This window comes from Microbacterium sp. AR7-10 (assembly GCF_001878835.1).
Lineage (GTDB): Bacteria > Actinomycetota > Actinomycetes > Actinomycetales > Microbacteriaceae > Microbacterium > Microbacterium commune.
Genome location: NZ_MJIR01000087.1, coordinates 45560 through 61228, shown reverse-complemented (window position 1 = coordinate 61228; position 15669 = coordinate 45560). Strand labels below are relative to the sequence as shown.

19 protein-coding genes are annotated in these 15669 nt (G+C 69.3%); 12 read left to right on the top strand and 7 right to left on the bottom strand.

Annotated features, from left to right (window positions below; all coding sequences use genetic code 11):
• The first annotated feature begins 222 nt into the window (after positions 1 to 222).
• Genes BFN01_RS12210 through BFN01_RS12195 form a run of 4 tightly spaced genes read left to right on the top strand, consistent with a single transcriptional unit; the run spans position 223 to position 3860 of the window.
• Entirely contained in the window at positions 223 to 870 is a 648-nt protein-coding gene (locus tag BFN01_RS12210; RefSeq protein WP_071644621.1) for an FAD-binding protein, read from the top strand.
• Positions 867 to 1718, top strand: coding sequence for a carboxylating nicotinate-nucleotide diphosphorylase (gene nadC / locus BFN01_RS12205; RefSeq protein ID WP_071644620.1), 852 nt, complete (start codon positions 867 to 869; stop codon positions 1716 to 1718). Before BFN01_RS12210 ends, nadC begins: the two co-directional genes overlap by 4 nt.
• Position 1719: 1 nt before the next feature.
• Entirely contained in the window at positions 1720 to 2874 is a 1155-nt protein-coding gene (locus BFN01_RS12200) for a cysteine desulfurase family protein (protein WP_071644619.1), read from the top strand.
• A gap of 47 nt (positions 2875 to 2921) precedes the next feature.
• Positions 2922 to 3860: a glycosyltransferase family A protein gene (locus tag BFN01_RS12195; RefSeq protein WP_256221141.1), complete on the top strand. Its 939-nt coding sequence runs from the start codon at positions 2922 to 2924 to the stop codon at positions 3858 to 3860.
• 15 nt (positions 3861 to 3875) lie between these two features.
• Here the strand turns inward: BFN01_RS12195 and BFN01_RS12190 are convergent, their stop codons facing one another.
• Positions 3876 to 5765, bottom strand: coding sequence for an ABC transporter ATP-binding protein (locus tag BFN01_RS12190; RefSeq protein WP_177243864.1), 1890 nt, complete (start codon positions 5763 to 5765; stop codon positions 3876 to 3878).
• Positions 5766 to 5912: 147 nt separating this feature from the next.
• Between BFN01_RS12190 and BFN01_RS12185 the strand changes: the two genes are divergently transcribed.
• Both BFN01_RS12185 and BFN01_RS12180 read left to right on the top strand, forming a co-directional pair.
• Entirely contained in the window at positions 5913 to 7388 is a 1476-nt protein-coding gene (locus BFN01_RS12185) for an MDR family MFS transporter (RefSeq protein ID WP_071644618.1), read from the top strand.
• Between the two features lie 42 nt (positions 7389 to 7430).
• Positions 7431 to 8015 carry a carboxymuconolactone decarboxylase family protein gene (locus BFN01_RS12180; RefSeq protein WP_071644617.1) on the top strand — a complete coding sequence of 195 codons (585 nt, stop codon included), beginning with the start codon at positions 7431 to 7433 and terminating at the stop codon, positions 8013 to 8015.
• A 6-nt stretch (positions 8016 to 8021) separates the two neighbouring features.
• On the opposite strand, the gene BFN01_RS12175 is transcribed toward BFN01_RS12180, so the two are convergent.
• On the bottom strand, positions 8022 to 8219 hold the full coding sequence (locus BFN01_RS12175) for a hypothetical protein (RefSeq protein ID WP_071644616.1): 198 nt from the start codon (positions 8217 to 8219) through the stop codon (positions 8022 to 8024).
• Between the two features lie 104 nt (positions 8220 to 8323).
• Between BFN01_RS12175 and BFN01_RS12170 the strand changes: the two genes are divergently transcribed.
• Positions 8324 to 8809 carry a DUF6328 family protein gene (locus tag BFN01_RS12170; RefSeq protein WP_071644615.1) on the top strand — a complete coding sequence of 162 codons (486 nt, stop codon included), beginning with the start codon at positions 8324 to 8326 and terminating at the stop codon, positions 8807 to 8809.
• Between the two features lie 143 nt (positions 8810 to 8952).
• Positions 8953 to 9243, top strand: a complete 291-nt coding sequence (locus BFN01_RS12165) for a Fe-S cluster assembly protein HesB (RefSeq protein ID WP_071644614.1) — start codon at positions 8953 to 8955, stop codon at positions 9241 to 9243.
• An 89-nt stretch (positions 9244 to 9332) separates the two neighbouring features.
• Here the strand turns inward: BFN01_RS12165 and BFN01_RS12160 are convergent, their stop codons facing one another.
• On the bottom strand, positions 9333 to 9905 hold the full coding sequence (locus BFN01_RS12160) for a Dps family protein (RefSeq protein WP_071644627.1): 573 nt from the start codon (positions 9903 to 9905) through the stop codon (positions 9333 to 9335).
• Positions 9906 to 10080: 175 nt separating this feature from the next.
• Here BFN01_RS12160 and BFN01_RS12155 point away from each other — a divergent pair, with 175 nt between their 5' ends.
• Both BFN01_RS12155 and BFN01_RS12150 read left to right on the top strand, forming a co-directional pair.
• Complete coding sequence (locus BFN01_RS12155; protein ID WP_071644613.1) at positions 10081 to 10647, top strand: 1-acyl-sn-glycerol-3-phosphate acyltransferase; 567 nt, start codon at positions 10081 to 10083, stop codon at positions 10645 to 10647.
• A 7-nt stretch (positions 10648 to 10654) separates the two neighbouring features.
• Positions 10655 to 11125, top strand: a complete 471-nt coding sequence (locus tag BFN01_RS12150; RefSeq protein ID WP_071644612.1) for a GNAT family N-acetyltransferase — start codon at positions 10655 to 10657, stop codon at positions 11123 to 11125.
• On the opposite strand, the gene BFN01_RS12145 is transcribed toward BFN01_RS12150, so the two are convergent.
• Complete coding sequence (locus BFN01_RS12145) at positions 11100 to 12167, bottom strand: tellurite resistance/C4-dicarboxylate transporter family protein (protein WP_071644611.1); 1068 nt, start codon at positions 12165 to 12167, stop codon at positions 11100 to 11102. The two genes, BFN01_RS12150 and BFN01_RS12145, sit on opposite strands and share 26 nt — an antisense overlap.
• Positions 12168 to 12189: 22 nt before the next feature.
• Entirely contained in the window at positions 12190 to 12759 is a 570-nt protein-coding gene (locus BFN01_RS12140; RefSeq protein WP_071644610.1) for an alpha/beta fold hydrolase, read from the bottom strand.
• A gap of 107 nt (positions 12760 to 12866) precedes the next feature.
• Here BFN01_RS12140 and pdxH point away from each other — a divergent pair, with 107 nt between their 5' ends.
• Complete coding sequence (pdxH, locus tag BFN01_RS15660; RefSeq protein ID WP_071644609.1) at positions 12867 to 13715, top strand: pyridoxamine 5'-phosphate oxidase; 849 nt, start codon at positions 12867 to 12869, stop codon at positions 13713 to 13715.
• On the opposite strand, the gene BFN01_RS12130 is transcribed toward pdxH, so the two are convergent.
• Positions 13663 to 14250, bottom strand: coding sequence for a dihydrofolate reductase family protein (locus tag BFN01_RS12130; protein ID WP_071644608.1), 588 nt, complete (start codon positions 14248 to 14250; stop codon positions 13663 to 13665). The two genes, pdxH and BFN01_RS12130, sit on opposite strands and share 53 nt — an antisense overlap.
• Before the next feature lie 313 nt (positions 14251 to 14563).
• On the opposite strand from BFN01_RS12130, the gene BFN01_RS12125 reads away from it, so the two are divergent.
• Positions 14564 to 14935, top strand: a complete 372-nt coding sequence (locus BFN01_RS12125) for a hypothetical protein (RefSeq protein WP_071644607.1) — start codon at positions 14564 to 14566, stop codon at positions 14933 to 14935.
• 85 nt (positions 14936 to 15020) lie between these two features.
• Here BFN01_RS12125 and BFN01_RS12120 read toward each other — a convergent pair whose 3' ends face one another.
• A complete protein-coding gene (locus BFN01_RS12120; RefSeq protein ID WP_177243863.1) occupies positions 15021 to 15590 on the bottom strand; it encodes an AAA family ATPase in 570 nt (189 codons plus the stop codon).
• Positions 15591 to 15669 lie beyond the last annotated feature (79 nt).

The window sequence follows — 15669 nt, the reverse complement described above, 5'->3', positions numbered from 1 at the left end:
TTTATACACGACTCAGCGACACCGAGTTACTCCGGTGTCTGTGGTGTGGTGTAGTATGCGGACGAAATGTAGTGTGAGACCAACGTCATTGTTTTATTGAACTAGACGGCGCCCACCGGAGTCTACACCCTAGAGTTCGTCGGCAGCGTCAGATGTGTATAAGAGACAGATGTCGTCGCGAGAGCCGTCGCCCGTCGCGCCGCCGCACAGGCCGCCCCCGTTGTGCTGGATGCCACCGGGCTCGGTGCGGCGGTGCTGGCCGATCGCTTCCCCACCATCGACGCGGAGCTGCGACGCCGCGGAATCGACTGGTCCCGGCATCCCGTGCCGGTCACGCCTGCCGCGCACTACCTGATGGGCGGCATCGCCACCGACATCGACGGGCGCACCTCGGTGCCGGGGCTGTGGGCGGTCGGCGAGACGGCGCGCACCGGAGTGCACGGCGCGAACCGGCTGGCTTCGAACTCGCTGCTCGAGGGCGCCGTGTTCGGCGCTCGCGCGGCCGAGTCGCTCACCTCGTCCGCCGCGCCGTCGTTCAGGTGGCCCGAGGCGTCGCCTCCGCATCGGCGGGACGGGGGTCGCGACCGTCCGGGCGCGACGTCGGCAGCGCCGACCGATCCGTCGTTCTCGCGCTCGGCACTGCAGCGGCTGATGTGGAACCAGCTGGGCCTGATCCGCACCGAGCACGGGATGCGGGATGCCGTCACCCAGCTGCACGCGTGGACGGCCCCGTCACCGACCTCGCCGACGGCTCACGAGGACGCGAATCTGCTCGCGGTGGGACGCGCCCTGGCATCCGCCGCTCTGTCCCGCACCGACTCGCTCGGCGCCCATTCCCTCCTCTCGCCCGCCCTGATGGGAGCCGCATGATCACACCAGCCACCCTGCGACGCGCGGTGTCCGCCGCGCTCGAGGAGGACGCACCGTGGGGGGATGTGACCAGCACCGCGCTGCTGCCCGCGTCGGCGCACGCGACCGCCGATCTCGTCGCTCGCGAATCGGGTGTGTTCAGCGGCGGCGAGGTGTTCGCAGCCGCCTTCACCCTCACCGACGCCGACGTGCGGGTCGACCTGCACGTCGCCGACGGGGACCGCTTCGCGGCGGGCGACGCGCTCGCATCGGTCAGCGGCCCCGCGCGCAGCCTGCTGACCGCCGAGCGCGTGGCCCTGAACTTCACCCAGCGCATGAGCGGCATCGCGACCCTCACCGCGACGTTCGTCGACGCCGTCGACGGGACGGGCGTGCGGATCGCCGACACACGCAAGACCACCCCGGGACTGCGCGAATTCGAACGACACGCGGTGGTCTCGGGTGGCGGCAGCAATCACCGGCGGTCCCTCTCCGACGCCGTGATGGCGAAGGACAACCATCTCGCCGTGCTGCGCCAGAGCGGGCAGGATCTCGCCACCGCGCTGCGCGAGGCGCTCAGCCGACTGCCGCACACCACGCACGTCGTCGTGGAGGTCGACCGGCTCGATCAGATCCCGGCCGTGCTCGACGGGGGCGCCGATACGGTTCTGCTCGACAACTTCTCGCTCGACGATCTGCGCGCGGGCGTCGCCCTCATCGCGGGCCGCGCCGTGGTCGAGGCCTCGGGCGGCGTGACCCCCGAGACCGTCCGCCCCATCGCCGAGACGGGCGTGCAGGTGATCTCCGTGGGCGCGCTCACGCACTCGGCCCGGGCCCTCGACCTCGGGCTCGATCTGCGGATCGACTGACGTGCTGTATCTCGATCACGCGGCCACGTCTCCGGCGCGGCCGGAGGTTCTCGAGGCGATGCACCCCTACCTGACCGGTGTGTACGGCAACCCGTCGAGTCACCACACGGTCGGCGAGGCGGCGTCCGACGCACTGGAATGGTCACGAGCGCGGGTCGCCGAGGCCCTGGGCATGCGGTCGTCGGAGGTGATCTTCACCTCCGGAGGAACCGAGGCGAACAACCTCGCGGTGAAGGGCATCGTGCTCGGCGCGCGGCAGGAGGCCCCGCAGTCGCGCGGACTGATCACCACCCCGATCGAGCATGAGTCGATCCTGCGCTCCGCGGAGTATCTGCAGCGCCTGCACGGGGTCGCGGTGAGGATGCTGCCCGTCGACGGGCACGGCGCGGTGGCGGTCGACGGCCTGCGCGCCGCGCTGCATGCCGACTATGCCGCCGACGCCGCCCTGGTGAGCGTGGGGCACGCCAACAACGAGATCGGCACCGTGCAGGACGTCGCGGGACTCGTGGCGATCGCGCGTGAGCACCGCGTGCCCGTCCACATCGACGCGGTGCAGTCGGCGGGGTGGCTCGATCTGCGCGCGCTCGGCGCCGACGCGGTCTCCATCGCCGGGCACAAGCTCGGCGCGCCCAAGGGCATCGGCGCCGTCGGCGTGCGCTCCCGGGTGCCCCTGGAGCCGCTGCTGCACGGCGGCGGCCAGGAGCGCGGACGCCGCAGCGGAACCGAGAACGTCGCCGGCGCCGTCGGCCTCGCGACCGCCCTCGACCTGGTCGAGGCGGAGCGGTCGCAGAGCGTCGCGGCGGTGCAGGAGCAGACCTCGGCCTTCATCGCCGCGGTCATGGATGCCGTGCCCCGGGCTGCTCTCACCGGGTCGCCGGAGCACAGGCTGCCGAACCTCGCGAGCTTCACGTTCGCGGGCATCAGCGGCGAGGCCGTGCTGCTGGAGCTGGAGCGGCGCGGCGTCGTCTCGTCGAGCGGGTCGGCCTGCGCCGCCGGCAGCGACGAGCCCTCCCCCGTGCTGCTGGCGATCGGCACCCCGGCGGAGGTCGCGCAGACCGCAGTGCGCTTCACCTTCGGCCGCACGCCCCTGCCCCAGGGATCGGCGCAGCAGCTCGCGGCTCTCGTCGCCGACGCCGTCGCGGCGGTCTCGGCCTGATCCGCGGGCGGACGCCAGGGTGCGCACCGAACCGTAGACTCGGCGTCGTGACCCCGCGTGTGACGATGATCGTGCCCGGACGCGACATCGCCGATTTCGCGCCCGCAGCCCTCGCCTCGCTGCAGGCGCAGACCGAGAGCCGCTGGCAGGCGCTGCTCGTCGACGACGGCTCGCACGACGACACCGGCGCCGTGTTCGCCGCTGCCGCAGCCCGCGACGCTCGATTCCAGGTGCTCCGGCACGATGAGTCCCGCGGGCTCGGCGCCGCCCGCAACGTCGCTCTCGACCTCGTCGACACGCCGTTCGTCGGATTCCTCGACGCCGACGACGAGCTGACGCCGCGCGCGATCGAGACCTGGCTCGCCACGCTGGATGAATCCGGCAGCGACTTCGTGGCCGCTGCGTACGTGCGCTCCCGGCTCATCGACGGCGCGTACCGTCCCGGCCGCGTGCAGCCGTGGATCGCCGCCGCCACCGCGCCCCGGCGCCTCGGCGTGACGCTCGCCGAGCATCCCGACGCCTCGGCCAACATCGTCGCGTGGTCGAAGCTCAGCCGCGCGACCCTCTGGGAGCGGCTGCGCTTCCCCGAGAACGTCGCCTACGAGGATCAGGTCGTCGCGCAGCGGATGTACACCGAGGCGCGGGCGTTCGACGTCGTGCCCGATGTCGCCGTGCACTGGCGCGTGCGCGCCGACGGCACATCGATCACCCAGGGCAAGGCCCAGCTGCCGGTGCTGCATGACTACCTCGCCGCGCTCCTCGGCGGCATCGACGTGCTCACCGCGGCGGGTCAGAGCGATGCGGTGCGTTCGCGCATCGCGCTGATCCTCGCGATGGACCTGCCGTCGCTGCGCACGATCGCGGCCGAGCATCCGGATCCCGCCTACCGAGCGGCCGTCGAGGCCTTCGAGGCGTCGCTGCGCGCCCTGCCCGAATACGACGCCGCCCGCCCGAACGCGGCGTTCAGCGCGGCGCTGGCGTGGTGACCGTGGTCGGAGATCTCAGTCCGTCGGGCTGGCGTCCATGCGGGCCGAGGCCATCTGCTGGGCCGCCAGGGTCGAGTAGAGCCCTCCCCTGCTGAGCAGCTGCGTGTGGGTGCCCGACTCGACGATGCGGCCGGCCTCGACGACGTGGATGGCGTCGGCGTCGATCACGGTCGACAGGCGGTGCGCGATCGACAGCGTCGTGCGGCCCCGGGCCGCGGCATCCAGCGCTTCCTGCACGACGCGCTCCGAGACGGTGTCGAGAGCCGAGGTGGCCTCGTCGAGCAGCAGCACGGGCGGATCCTTCAGCAGCACGCGGGCGATGGCGATGCGCTGCTTCTCCCCTCCCGACAGCCGGTAGCCCCGCTCGCCGACCACGGTGTCGTATCCCTGGTCGAACGACATGATCACGTGATGGATGTTCGCCGCGCGGCACGCGCGCTCGAGCTGCTCGTCTGTGGCATCCGGCTTCGCGTAGCGCAGGTTCTCGCGGATCGTCGCGTGGAACAGGTAGGTCTCCTGCGAGACGATGCCGATCTGATCGATGATCGACTCCTGCGTGAGCGACGTCACGTCAGCGCCCGAGAACTCGACGGTGCCGCCGGAGGCCTCGTACAGGCGCGGCGCGAGGTAGAGGATCGTGGTCTTGCCGGCTCCGGACGGCCCGACGAATGCGACGTGCGTGCCGGGCTCGGCGACGAACGAGACGCCGTCCAGAGTGGGGCGCGCGTCGGGCGTGGCATCCGGGTAGCGGAACACGACATCCTTGAACTCGATGCGGCCGCGCGGTCCGGGTGCGTCGGCGACGTCGATCGCGTCGGGTGCGTCCTGGATCTGCGGCACCATGTCGAGGTACTCGAAGATGCGCGCGAACAGCGCCGCAGAGGTCTGCAGGTCGAGGGCCACGCGCATCAGGCCCATCAGCGGCATGAGCAGCCTGGCCTGCACGGTGGTGAACGCGACGATCGCCCCGGCGGTGATCTCGGGTGCGCCGCCGGTGAGGAAGAAGCCGGCCACCAGGTAGACGATCGCCGGCACGCTGGCCATGATCACCTGCACGACCGCGAAGAACCCCTGACCGCTCATCGCCCGTCGCACCTGCAGTCGGACCTGGTTGCGGTTCTCCGCTTGGTAGCGCACCGACTCGGTGCGCTGGCGGTTGAACGACTTCGACAGCAGGATGCCCGACACGCTCAGCGTCTCCTGCGTGATGCTGCTGAGCTCTGACAGCGACTCCTGGGTCTCTCCGGCGATGCGTGCGCGCACCTGCCCCACCCGTCGCTGCACGAGCACCAGGATCGGCATGAGGATCACCGCGATGAGCGTCAGACGCCAGTCGATCAGCAGCATCGCGACGAGTGACGCGATCACCGTCACGGTGTTGCCCAGCACGCTGGTGACGGTGTTGGTGAGCACGCCGGACACACCGCCGACGTCGTTCTGCAGCCGCGACTGGATCACTCCGGTCTTCGTGCGGGTGAAGAAGCCCAGCTCCATCGCCTGCAGATGTTCGAACAGCCGCACCCGCAGGTCGCCGGTCACCTCGTTGCCCACGGTGGAGGTGAGCCAGGTCTGCGTCACGCCCAGCACGGCCGACAGCAGGAACAGCCCGATCGTGATGCTCACCAGCATCGTGAGCAGCGGGATGCGCGGGCCGCCGCCGTCGAGGGGGAAGAGCGCGTCGTCGAAGATGCGCTGCACCAGCAGCGGCGGTATGACGGCGATGCCGGCCCCGACGACGACCAGCATCGCGGTCAGGGCGAGGCGACCCCGGTAGGGGGTGAACAGCGCGGCGACGCGTCGACCGAGACCCGGCACTTTGGGGGCGGCGGCGTTCATGCGTCGTTGCGCGGCCTCGTCGACGCCGCGGAAGACGGCGCCGCGTCCTCCTCCACCACCCATGCTCATCCCTTCAGGCTAGTCCGCAGCAGACGAGGGAATACCGCAGCGGAGGCGCGGGTTAGGATGGACGGCTGCGTCCGTTCACACTCGCCGCTCGGCCGCTGCCCGCTCCGTCGGGTGCCTTCTGACTCACCACCACCTTCGAGGAGACCCATGTCTGCCGTTCGCACCGGGTCGACTCCCGTCGCTCGTCCTTCCGCGGGCCTCATCCCCGCCAGGGACATGGCCGTGATCTGGGTGCTGCTCGCGGCCGCCTTCGTCGCCATCCTCAACGAGACGACCATGGGCATCGCGATCCCCCATCTGATCACCGATCTCGGGATCACTCCCCTGGCTGCGCAGTGGGTCACGAGCGCATTCATGCTGACCATGGCGGTCGTCATCCCGATCACCGGATTCCTGCTGCGTCGCTTCACGACGAGGCAGATGTTCCTCGGTGCCATCACGCTGTTCTCCGTGGGAACCCTCGTCGCCGCCCTCGCGCCGGGTTTCCTCGTGCTGCTGGTCGGCCGCGTCGTGCAGGCGTCCGGAACGGCCGTCATGATGCCGCTGCTGATGACGACCATCATGAACCTCGTGCCCGCGTCGTCGCGTGGCCGGATGATGGGCCGGGTGAGCATCGTGATGTCGCTCGCGCCGGCGATCGGGCCGACCATGTCGGGGTTCCTGCTCGATCACTTCGGGTGGCGGGCCATCTTCGTCGTCGTGCTGCCCATCGCCCTGATCGCGATGTTCATCGGGTGGCGCTGGCTGACGAACGTCGGCGAGACCATGCGCGCCCCGATCGACGTGCTCTCGGTCGTGCTGTCGGCCTTCGGCTTCGGCGGGCTCGTGTTCGGCCTGAGCCAGATCGGCAGCCTGGGCACCGGCGCCGGTTGGGCGCCGATGATGGTGGCGCTCGCCGTCGGCGTGGTCGGGCTCGTTCTCTTCCTCTGGCGTCAGGTGCTGCTGCAGCGGCGCGACGCCGCGCTGCTCGACCTGCGGGTGTTCGGCTCGAAGGATTTCTCGCTGTCGATGATCCAGATGTTCCTGCTGTCGCTGGCGTTCTTCGGCAGCATCACGGTGATCCCGCTCTTCCTGCAGGATGCCCTTGAGCTGAAGGCGCTGGAGGCGGGCCTGATCGTGCTCCCCGGTGCGCTCGCGATGGGGCTGCTCGGACCGGTGATCGGTCGCATCTACGACAGCCACGGCACCCGCATCCTGCTCATCCCCGGGTCGATCCTCGCCGCATCGATGCTGTGGCTGTTCACGACCGTGACGGTCGACAGCTCGATCTGGCTGGTGCTCGCAGCGCAGACGCTGCTCTCGGTGGGTCTCGCCCTGTCGTTCACCCCGCTGTTCACCGCGTCGCTCGCGTCTCTGAAGCCGAAGTTCTACTCGTACGGCAGCGCGGTGATCGGCACAGTCCAGCAGGTCGCCGGCGCCGCGGGCATCGCCGTGATGGTGGCCGTCTTCACGGGGATCGTGAACGCCGGGGGCGGCACCGAGGTGCCCGAGGCCGTGGCCGCGGGTACGCGCACGTCGGTCACGATCGGCGCGGTCATCGCGACGGTGACGATCATCGGCGCGTTCCTCATCCGCAAGCCTGAGGACGACGACGAGGGCGCACCCCCGCACGCCGCGCACTGACACCCCTACCGCCGGTGCGGGCTGGGGAGTACCGTCCGCTTCATGATCATCACCACCCCGGCACCCGAGAGTGCCAGCGACGCCGTCGCGCAGATGTACGAGGAAGACATCGCCGCCGACGGCTTCGTGCATGCCTACACCGCCGCGATGGCGGTGAATCCCGAGGCGCACGATGCGTTCGTCGCGCTGGTCAGGGCCGTGGTGCCCTCGATCGGCGTTCGCATCTACGAGGCTGCCACCCTCGGCGCCGCACGAGCCATCGGCTCAGCGCACTGCCTGATCGCGCACGGACGCAAGAGCATGACGGCCGGCGTCGTCGACGAGGCGGGCCTGCGCGCCTTCGCCTCCGACGACGACTCGGCGTTCACCGATGCCGAGCAGGCGGTGATCCGCTACGCGGAGCGGCTCTCGTCGTCGCCGCAGGACATGACGGATGCCGATGCCGCGGCGCTGCGCGAACACGGCCTCACCGACCGGCAGATCGTCGACATCACGCTCGCCGCCGGACTGCGCAACCACTTCAGCCGCTCGCTCATGGCGCTCACGGTGCCGCTGGATGACGATCCCCTGATCGCACCGGAGCTCGCCGCTGCACTCCGCCGTCGAGCAGAACGCCGGGCGCAGTAGACGGGATCAATCCGCGTCAGAACCGGATGCCTCGGCGTCGACGGTGTCCTGAGCGCCGGGCGCTCCGTCGGTGCTCGTCGATGCGGTCGGCAGCGTGCAGTGCCTGTCGGCGCACACGCCGACAGCATCCGTGCCGACCATTCGCAGTCCCGGCGGCGCGGCAAGCGGTCGCGACGGGATCTCGGGTGCCTGGTTCTCTGGCATCCCTCGATGGTACGCCTCTGCCGAACCGCGGGGTCGAAACGACCGGATCGCGCCCGCGCAAGCCTCTCGTCCCACACGCGAGCGGGCGTGTAGCGTCCGATGTCATGAACGACCCGCACGCCGATGCCCAGACCGACGGCCGCGACGAGACCGCCGCTGAGCGCGCCGACCGCAACTGGGAGGAGCTCATGCAAGAGCTCCGCGTCATGCAGACAGGCACGCAGATCCTCACCGGCTTCCTTCTCGCGGTCGCATTCCAGCCGCTTTTCCGAGAGCTCACCGACCAGCAGCGCATCCTCTACATCGTGCTCGTGCTGCTGGCGGCGACCGCGAGCATTCTCTCGCTCGCCCCCGTCGGGATGCACCGGGTGCTGTTCGCCAAGGGCCGCAAGCCCGAGCTCGTGCGCATGGCGCATCGGCTGGTCAAGGCGAACATCTTCGTCGGCGGCGTGCTGACCGTCGGTGTGACCGTGCTGATCATCGACTTCACCTTCGACCACGTGCTGGCGCTGATCGCCGGCGGAATCGGACTGCTCGCGATCCTGCTGCTGTGGATCGGGCTGCCCCTGGTGCTGCATCGCCGACGGTGACAGCGCGTGTGCTGAGCGCGCACGGGCGTCAGGTGTGAAACCCCTCAGAGTCGGGCGCTGAGCTTGAACCGGGTGCGCAGGTGCGGAATCGTGGCACGCACATCGCGCCGTACGGTGTGGTGTCCGCAACCGGAAGGAGAGCCATGCTCACCCTGACCGAGAACGCAAACACGATCGCGGCGACCATCGTCGCCCAGCAGAGCACGACGCCGGATGCCGGACTCCGCATCCACTCGTCGGGCACCGAGACCGAGCCCCGCTTCGCGGTGACGGTCGCCTCCACGCCCGAACCGGGCGACTCCATCATCGGCGACGAGGACATCCGCGTATTCCTCGAGAAGGCCGCCGCAGAGGCCCTCGACGACAAGGTGCTCGACGCCTCGGTCGACGAGCAGGGCGCGGTGTCCTTCAGCCTCATGCCGCAACCGGCCTGAGTGCCGCACAGAGTGAGGACCGTCACCCNNGGTGACGGTCCTCACTCTGTCTCAGGGTCACGACGTCTCAGGCTCACGACGTCTCAGGGTCACGACGCGGGCGTGCGGTTCTCCGCGCTGACCATCCAGGCGTACTGCTCGAGCTTCTCGATGATCGCGTGCAGCACGTCCGCCGAGGTGGGGTCCTCGTCGTCGACCTGGTCGTGCACGCGGCGGATGGTCGCCACGGTCGCCTCCAGCCGCACCGTGATCAGGTCGATCGTGTCGGTGGTGGAGACCTCGCCCGTCGGGAACTCCGGCAGCGTGGTCGCCTTGGCGACGGTCGCACTGCGCCCGTCCGGGGCTGCGTGCAGCGCGCGCATGCGCTCGGCCACGGTGTCGCCGAAGCCGCGCGCCGCGTCGATGATCTCGTCGAGCTGCAGATGCGTGTCGCGGAAGTTGCGGCCGACCACGTTCCAGTGCGCCTGCTTGCCCTGCACGGACAGCTCGATGAGGTCGACCAGCACGGCCTGCAGGTCGCGGATCAGCTCGGGTGAGGCCTGGAACCCCTTCTCGGCGTTCTCCAGCGGCGTGGTCTCGGCGGCATCCTTCGCCTTCGCCGAGTCCTTCGTCTTGGTGCCGGAGTTCTTCGACTTCTGGGTCGCGGTGCTCTTGGCTGCCATGAAAACCACCTCTGTCTTCTGCGCGGCGCTGGGCGTCGCACGGTCGGTTGTGTGTTCCGCCCGAAGCTAACATCGGCCGCCTGGCCCGCTGAGGGGGTTGATTTCCCCGCGCCGACACGCCACGGTCTCACGCGCCATGCCGCTGTCCGCATGGCGGCTGTCGTAGCGTGGACGGATGCTTCGACGTCTGACCGCACGGATCTTCTGGCTGTGCAGCCGCTGGACTCTGCGCTCCGAGCCCGCACCGCAGCGACCGAGCATCCTCATCGGCGCTCCGCACACGTCGAACTGGGATTTCGTGCTGATGCTCGCGATCTCCTGGCGTCTGGGGATCGACGTGCGGTGGCTGGGCAAGAAGAGCCTGTTCCGCGGCTGGCGCGGTCCGCTGATGCGCGCGCTGGGTGGCATCCCCGTCGATCGCGACGATCCCGGCCGCGTCGTCGCCGACGTGGTCGCGATGGCGCGACGCGGCGAGGTGTTCGGTCTCGTGGTCACCCCTGACGGCACTCGCCGGGGCCACACGCACTGGAAGTCGGGCTTCTACCGGATCGCACGTGAGACCGGGATGCCGGTGACCCTCGGCTATGTCGACCGCACGACCATGACATCCGGCCTCGGCCCGACCATCGAGCTCACCGGCGACACCCGGGCGGACATGGATCGCATCCGGGCGTTCTACGCCGACAAGGCGGGTCTGCGCCCGGAGCACCGCGTCGAGCCGCGCCTGCGCGAAGAGGGATGATGGAGGCATGGCCGCTCTCGACGTGACGTACGCCCCCATCTCGACCGACGACGCCGGAGAGGTGCTGACCCTGCAGCGGGCGGCCTTCGTGTCGGAGGCCCAGATCTACGGCAGCGTCGACATGCCCCCGCTCACGCAGACCCTCGAGGCGGTTCAGGCCGAGCTCGCCGACTGCTACGGCTGGACGGCGCGCGTCGGCGCCAGAATCGTCGGCGCGCTGCGCGGACGCATCGACGGCGACCTGCTGCTGGTCGGCAGGATCGCGATCGCTCCCGACATGCAGGGTGAGGGCATCGGCCGCGGACTGCTGGATGTGGCCGAGCGCGAGAGCGGCGCCGCACAGGCGGAGCTGTTCACCGGCAGCCTCAGCGAAGCGAACATCCGACTGTACGAGACGTGCGGCTACCGCGTCAGCGAACGCGTGCCGCAGGGCGACGGCACCGAGCAGATCTTCATGCGGAAGGATCTGCGCGGCTGAGGGAGGGTGCTCGCCGCGACGGCCAGACCGTCCGGCCGGCGTGGTGCAGCATCGCGACGAAGACGACCGCCCACACGATCACGGCGATCACCAGCCCCACACGGCCGACCGCGCCCGCGGCAGGCAACCGGTCGGCCCGCGCGAGCGATTCGGATGCGACGGCGAACATCCCGATGGGGAACACCATCGACCACAGCGTCGGCACGTAGCGCAGCGGCACGCGGTGCACACCGTGACGCCACACCCCCGCCCCCACGAGCAGGGGGATCAGCCAGAGGCAGAAGACCCAGAAGATCACGACCGTCGCGGCGATCAGCGGGCGCACCGCGTCGACGATCGGCGTCTGCGGCATCCCGACGATGCTCGCCCCGGCGACCACGGCGATCGCGAGTGCTCCCATCGCCACCCAGTAGGCGGGATCGAACTGCTGCGGCGTGACGCCGTAGTGCACCACCCGCAGCAGCACGAGCATCGCGATCGCGGCGTACAGCACCACGCCCACCGACCACGCGAGAACGGCGAGCACGCCGATCCAGATCGCCATCTCACTGCCGGCCGGCGGGTGCAGCTGGGTCATGCTGATCGCGAGCGACTGGCTGGCGACGGCCCAGATGAACCAGGTGCCGTTGGCGCGTGCCAGGATCGGCCTGCCGTCGCGTGTCATCAGCACCTGCCACGGAAGGAGGTACCCGAACACGACCCAGATGACGCCGGCGAGCAGGAACAGCGGGACGGCGAGCGCCATGAGCTCTTCCCGGGCGAAGCGCACGCCGAGCACACCGGAGGCCGCGACCACGGTGAAGAAGGCGAAGGCCTTCTCGGGGTCGCGCAGGTCTGCCACGACGTTCTGCCCGAATGCGATCGCCCGCCAGAGGTACAGGGCCCAGAGCACGACGTACAGCGCGCCGGCGAGCCACATCAGAACGACAGAGAAGGAGTGGATGCCGAGGTCGTGCAGTCCGATCGAGACGATCCCGGTGCCCATCACGGCGGCGAAGTACCCGGGCGCCAGGTCGGCGATCGCTTCGCGCACCCTGTTCATCGTCGGCTCTTCAGCGGGAGGGTCAGTCCCAGTCGAGGTACTCCTCGATCACGACGGCGGTCTCGATCGGGTGCGTCGCGACGAAATAGTGGTCGGCCTCGGGGATGCGGGTGATGGTTGCCCGCTCGGGAGCCGTGGCCTGCAGCGCCTCGGCGTTCGCGGCGGGCGTGACGTCATCGTTCTCCGCCTGGATGATGAGCACCGGGATGCCGGGGGCGAGGGGGATCTGCTCGTCTTCGACGCCCAGCATGAGCAGTCCGTTGACGCGCTCGGGGTGGTCGATCGCGAAGGTGCGGGCGATGGTGCTGCCGTGACCGTGGCCGCCGATCCAGGTGTCGTCGATGCCGAGACCCTCGATCACGGCCGCAGCGTCGGCCGCGCGGTCTGCGATGGTGATGCCCTCGACGTCCGCCCGGGATCCGATGCGCACGACGCGGAATCCGGCCTCTTCGGCGAGGTAGTGCGAGATGACGCCGAGTCCGTCGGCCTCGAGGCTGCGGTTGGTGACCAGCACGAGCGTGACGGGACCTTCACCCTCATCGAGGAAGGGGACGGCGCGGCCTTCGGGCTCGAAGATGAGGGGCTGGGTCACGATGTGTGCTCGCTTCCGGTCGGTCGGTGGCGCGTCGATGGCCTCTCCCAGCGTACCGGGCGAGGTCCCAGTCGACGGTGCCCGGGCGCATCGGGCACCATGGGTGCATGCCCTCCGCTGCGCTGTCGCCCACCCCGTTCCCGCTCTTCGACGAGTGGTTCGCCGAGGCGCGGCGCGCCGAAGCATCCGACCGTCCGTTCTCGGCCACGGCGATGACGCTCTCCACTGTCGCGCAGGTCGAAGACCAGTGGCGGCCGCGTTCGCGCCTGGTGCTGCTGAAGGACTGGGACGAGCGGGGTTTCGTGTTCTTCACGCACACCGACTCCGATAAGGGCCGAGAGCTCGCCGCGCATCCGTACGCATCGCTGGTGTTCCACTGGCCCGAGCTCGAGCGGCAAATCCGGGTGGAGGGGGTGGCGGCGCCCGTCAGCCGCTCCGAGGTGGAGGCGTATCACGCCACCCGCCCGCGCGGGTCGCAGCTGGGTGCCTGGGCGTCGCGGCAGAGTCGCCCCATCAGCGATCGGGCGGAGCTGGAGGACGCCGTGGCGCGGGCGGCGGAGCGGTTCGCTGACGCCGAGGTGCCCGCACCGCCGCACTGGGGTGGGTTCCGGATCGCGCCCGAGCGGCTGGAAGGTGTGGGCGGCGAGCGCACCGTCATCCGCGCCGTAGCGAGACGGCCGCGCTGCGCGACCGGGGCGTCGAGTCTCCGCGAAGGGCTGGTGTCAGCTGCCGGAGCGGTGGGCGGAATGATCGGCGACGTCGGGCTCGGCTCGCAGGACGTCGGCGATCTCCTCCTCCGGCCGCGGCGCGATGGTCTCGTCCGCCTCGATCTCGGGAACGATCGGCTCGTGTCGGTCGTCTCCGAGGGGAGACTCGTGAATCGGTTCGGACATCGTCTCTCCTTCATTCGGCACCGGCAGGATCCACCCGCGCGGCACGGTACTGCAGCATTGTGAAACCGTTCTCGAAGACGCGACTCTCGATCAGACGCAGATCCAGACGCGCATCATCGGGCAGCGCCCGCAGTCCGCCACCGAGGATCACCGGGACGATGAAGAAACGGAAGTCCCGTACGAGGCCTGCACGGATGGCCGGCGCGGCCGTCGTCGGCCCGAAGATCTCCACCTCCCCCGACGCATGCTGGGTGATGCGGGCGATCTCGTCGAGCGTGAGCTCCGTGACCTGCCTGTGGTTCTCGCGCGTGATCTCGTCCGCGGTCAACGACGATGATGCGGCGACGATGACGAGCCCCTGCCACAGCCGCGCGAACTCACGTTCGTCGTCACCCCAGTCCTCTCCCTCGGGCTCCGCCTCCCAGTAATGCATCAGGTCGTACGTGCGACGTCCGAGGATCTCGGCCGAGATCGCGGCCATCCGCTCGACGTGGAAACGGAACACCTGTTCGCTCGGCGCACCGAATTGGAAGTCGCCGTCGGGGCCGGCCGCGTACCCGTCGATCGAGATGGTCGCGGTGTAGCTCAGAGTTCCCATAGCCCATGCTCGCGCCGTGCGGTCGGATACGCAATCACCGTCGATGCATCCGTCGAAGCTCTGCACTGCCGCACGACCGGGTCGCGACTGCTCGCGCGCGAGAGCCGGCTCACGAGAAGAGCTGACACAGCGCGTCCAGGTCTCCGGCGTCGACGACCTTCTGCACGGCGTCGATGGTCGTCTGGTTCGAGAACATGGGCCTCAACGTGCCGTTCCACACCCTCCGCACGGCATGCTCGCAGAACGTCCCTGCGCCATCCACCACATCTCGCAGCGATGGAACGTCTGACTCGAGTCCGACGACAATGGCTTGATGACAGAGCACACGCGCAGGCGGCTGAACTTCCTCATGCTGGGACACTCGCCTGATGGTGCGACCGGTTGGCCGCATCCAGCGACGATCACCGTGCACCCGCGCGGCGAGACGACCCTGATCAACTTCTCGATGGGTCCGCACATCGCGAATGTCGGCGGACAGGTGCCGATCACGCGCGTGATCCACGACGGCGAGCTGAACGAGACCTTCGCCGAGGAGTTCGACGCCTGCGAGGCACGATGGCTCGTGCCGCACCTGGCCCGACTTGCCGCGGGTGAGAACCTCACCGAAGACGACCTCACCCTGGCATATGAGGCACGGTTCTGTCGCCGCCCGAAGACGGAGACATCGACCGACATCACGTTCTGAGCGGAATGGAGCGGCTGTCAGATGTAGAAGCGGAAGTCCACCACATCACGTTAGTGGTAGGCATTTCACCGGCTGACTCGTGCGCTCACTGCTTCGCGCTGAGGCGGGACACGAGCCCGCGTGCGACCTCATCCGCCGTTCGTGCTGTCGTATCTAACTCCAAGACCTCATCTGACCACACCGCGTAATCGGCACGACGCCGCTGAACGTCCGCCCACGTCGGCTCGCCGACATGGGCGAGACCACGATCCCTGTTGCGAAGCCGCTGCACGTGCGTTCTTGCGTCCGTGATCACGAGGTGCACGAAGTCGAGCCGCGCGCCCGTCCGCAATGCCGCAGTCCGCCAGGTCTGCCGAGCCTCTTCACTATCGTTCACCGCATCGACCACGACGCTGCGACCGAGTTGCAGATTCAATTCCGCCATCGCGCGAGTCGCCTCGTACGCGGCTACGCCGACTTGCCGGCTCGCGGGCAGCCCGCAAGAGAGCATCGACTCCTCCACCGCGTCGATGGACAGGTGAACGGAGCCGACGAGTGCAGCGGCGATCTCAGCGACACTGGTTTTCCCGACCCCCGGAAGACCAGAGATCACGACAAGATGACCACTCACGCGATCCGCAATCCGGCATTGTCTGTGATCGTCGGCAATCTTCACCTCCGGCCCGTGGCTGCATGCCAGCCTAACGTGCTGCGTTTCGTCTCGCGGAGACCCGCACTGGGCGAGCGAAGCGAGA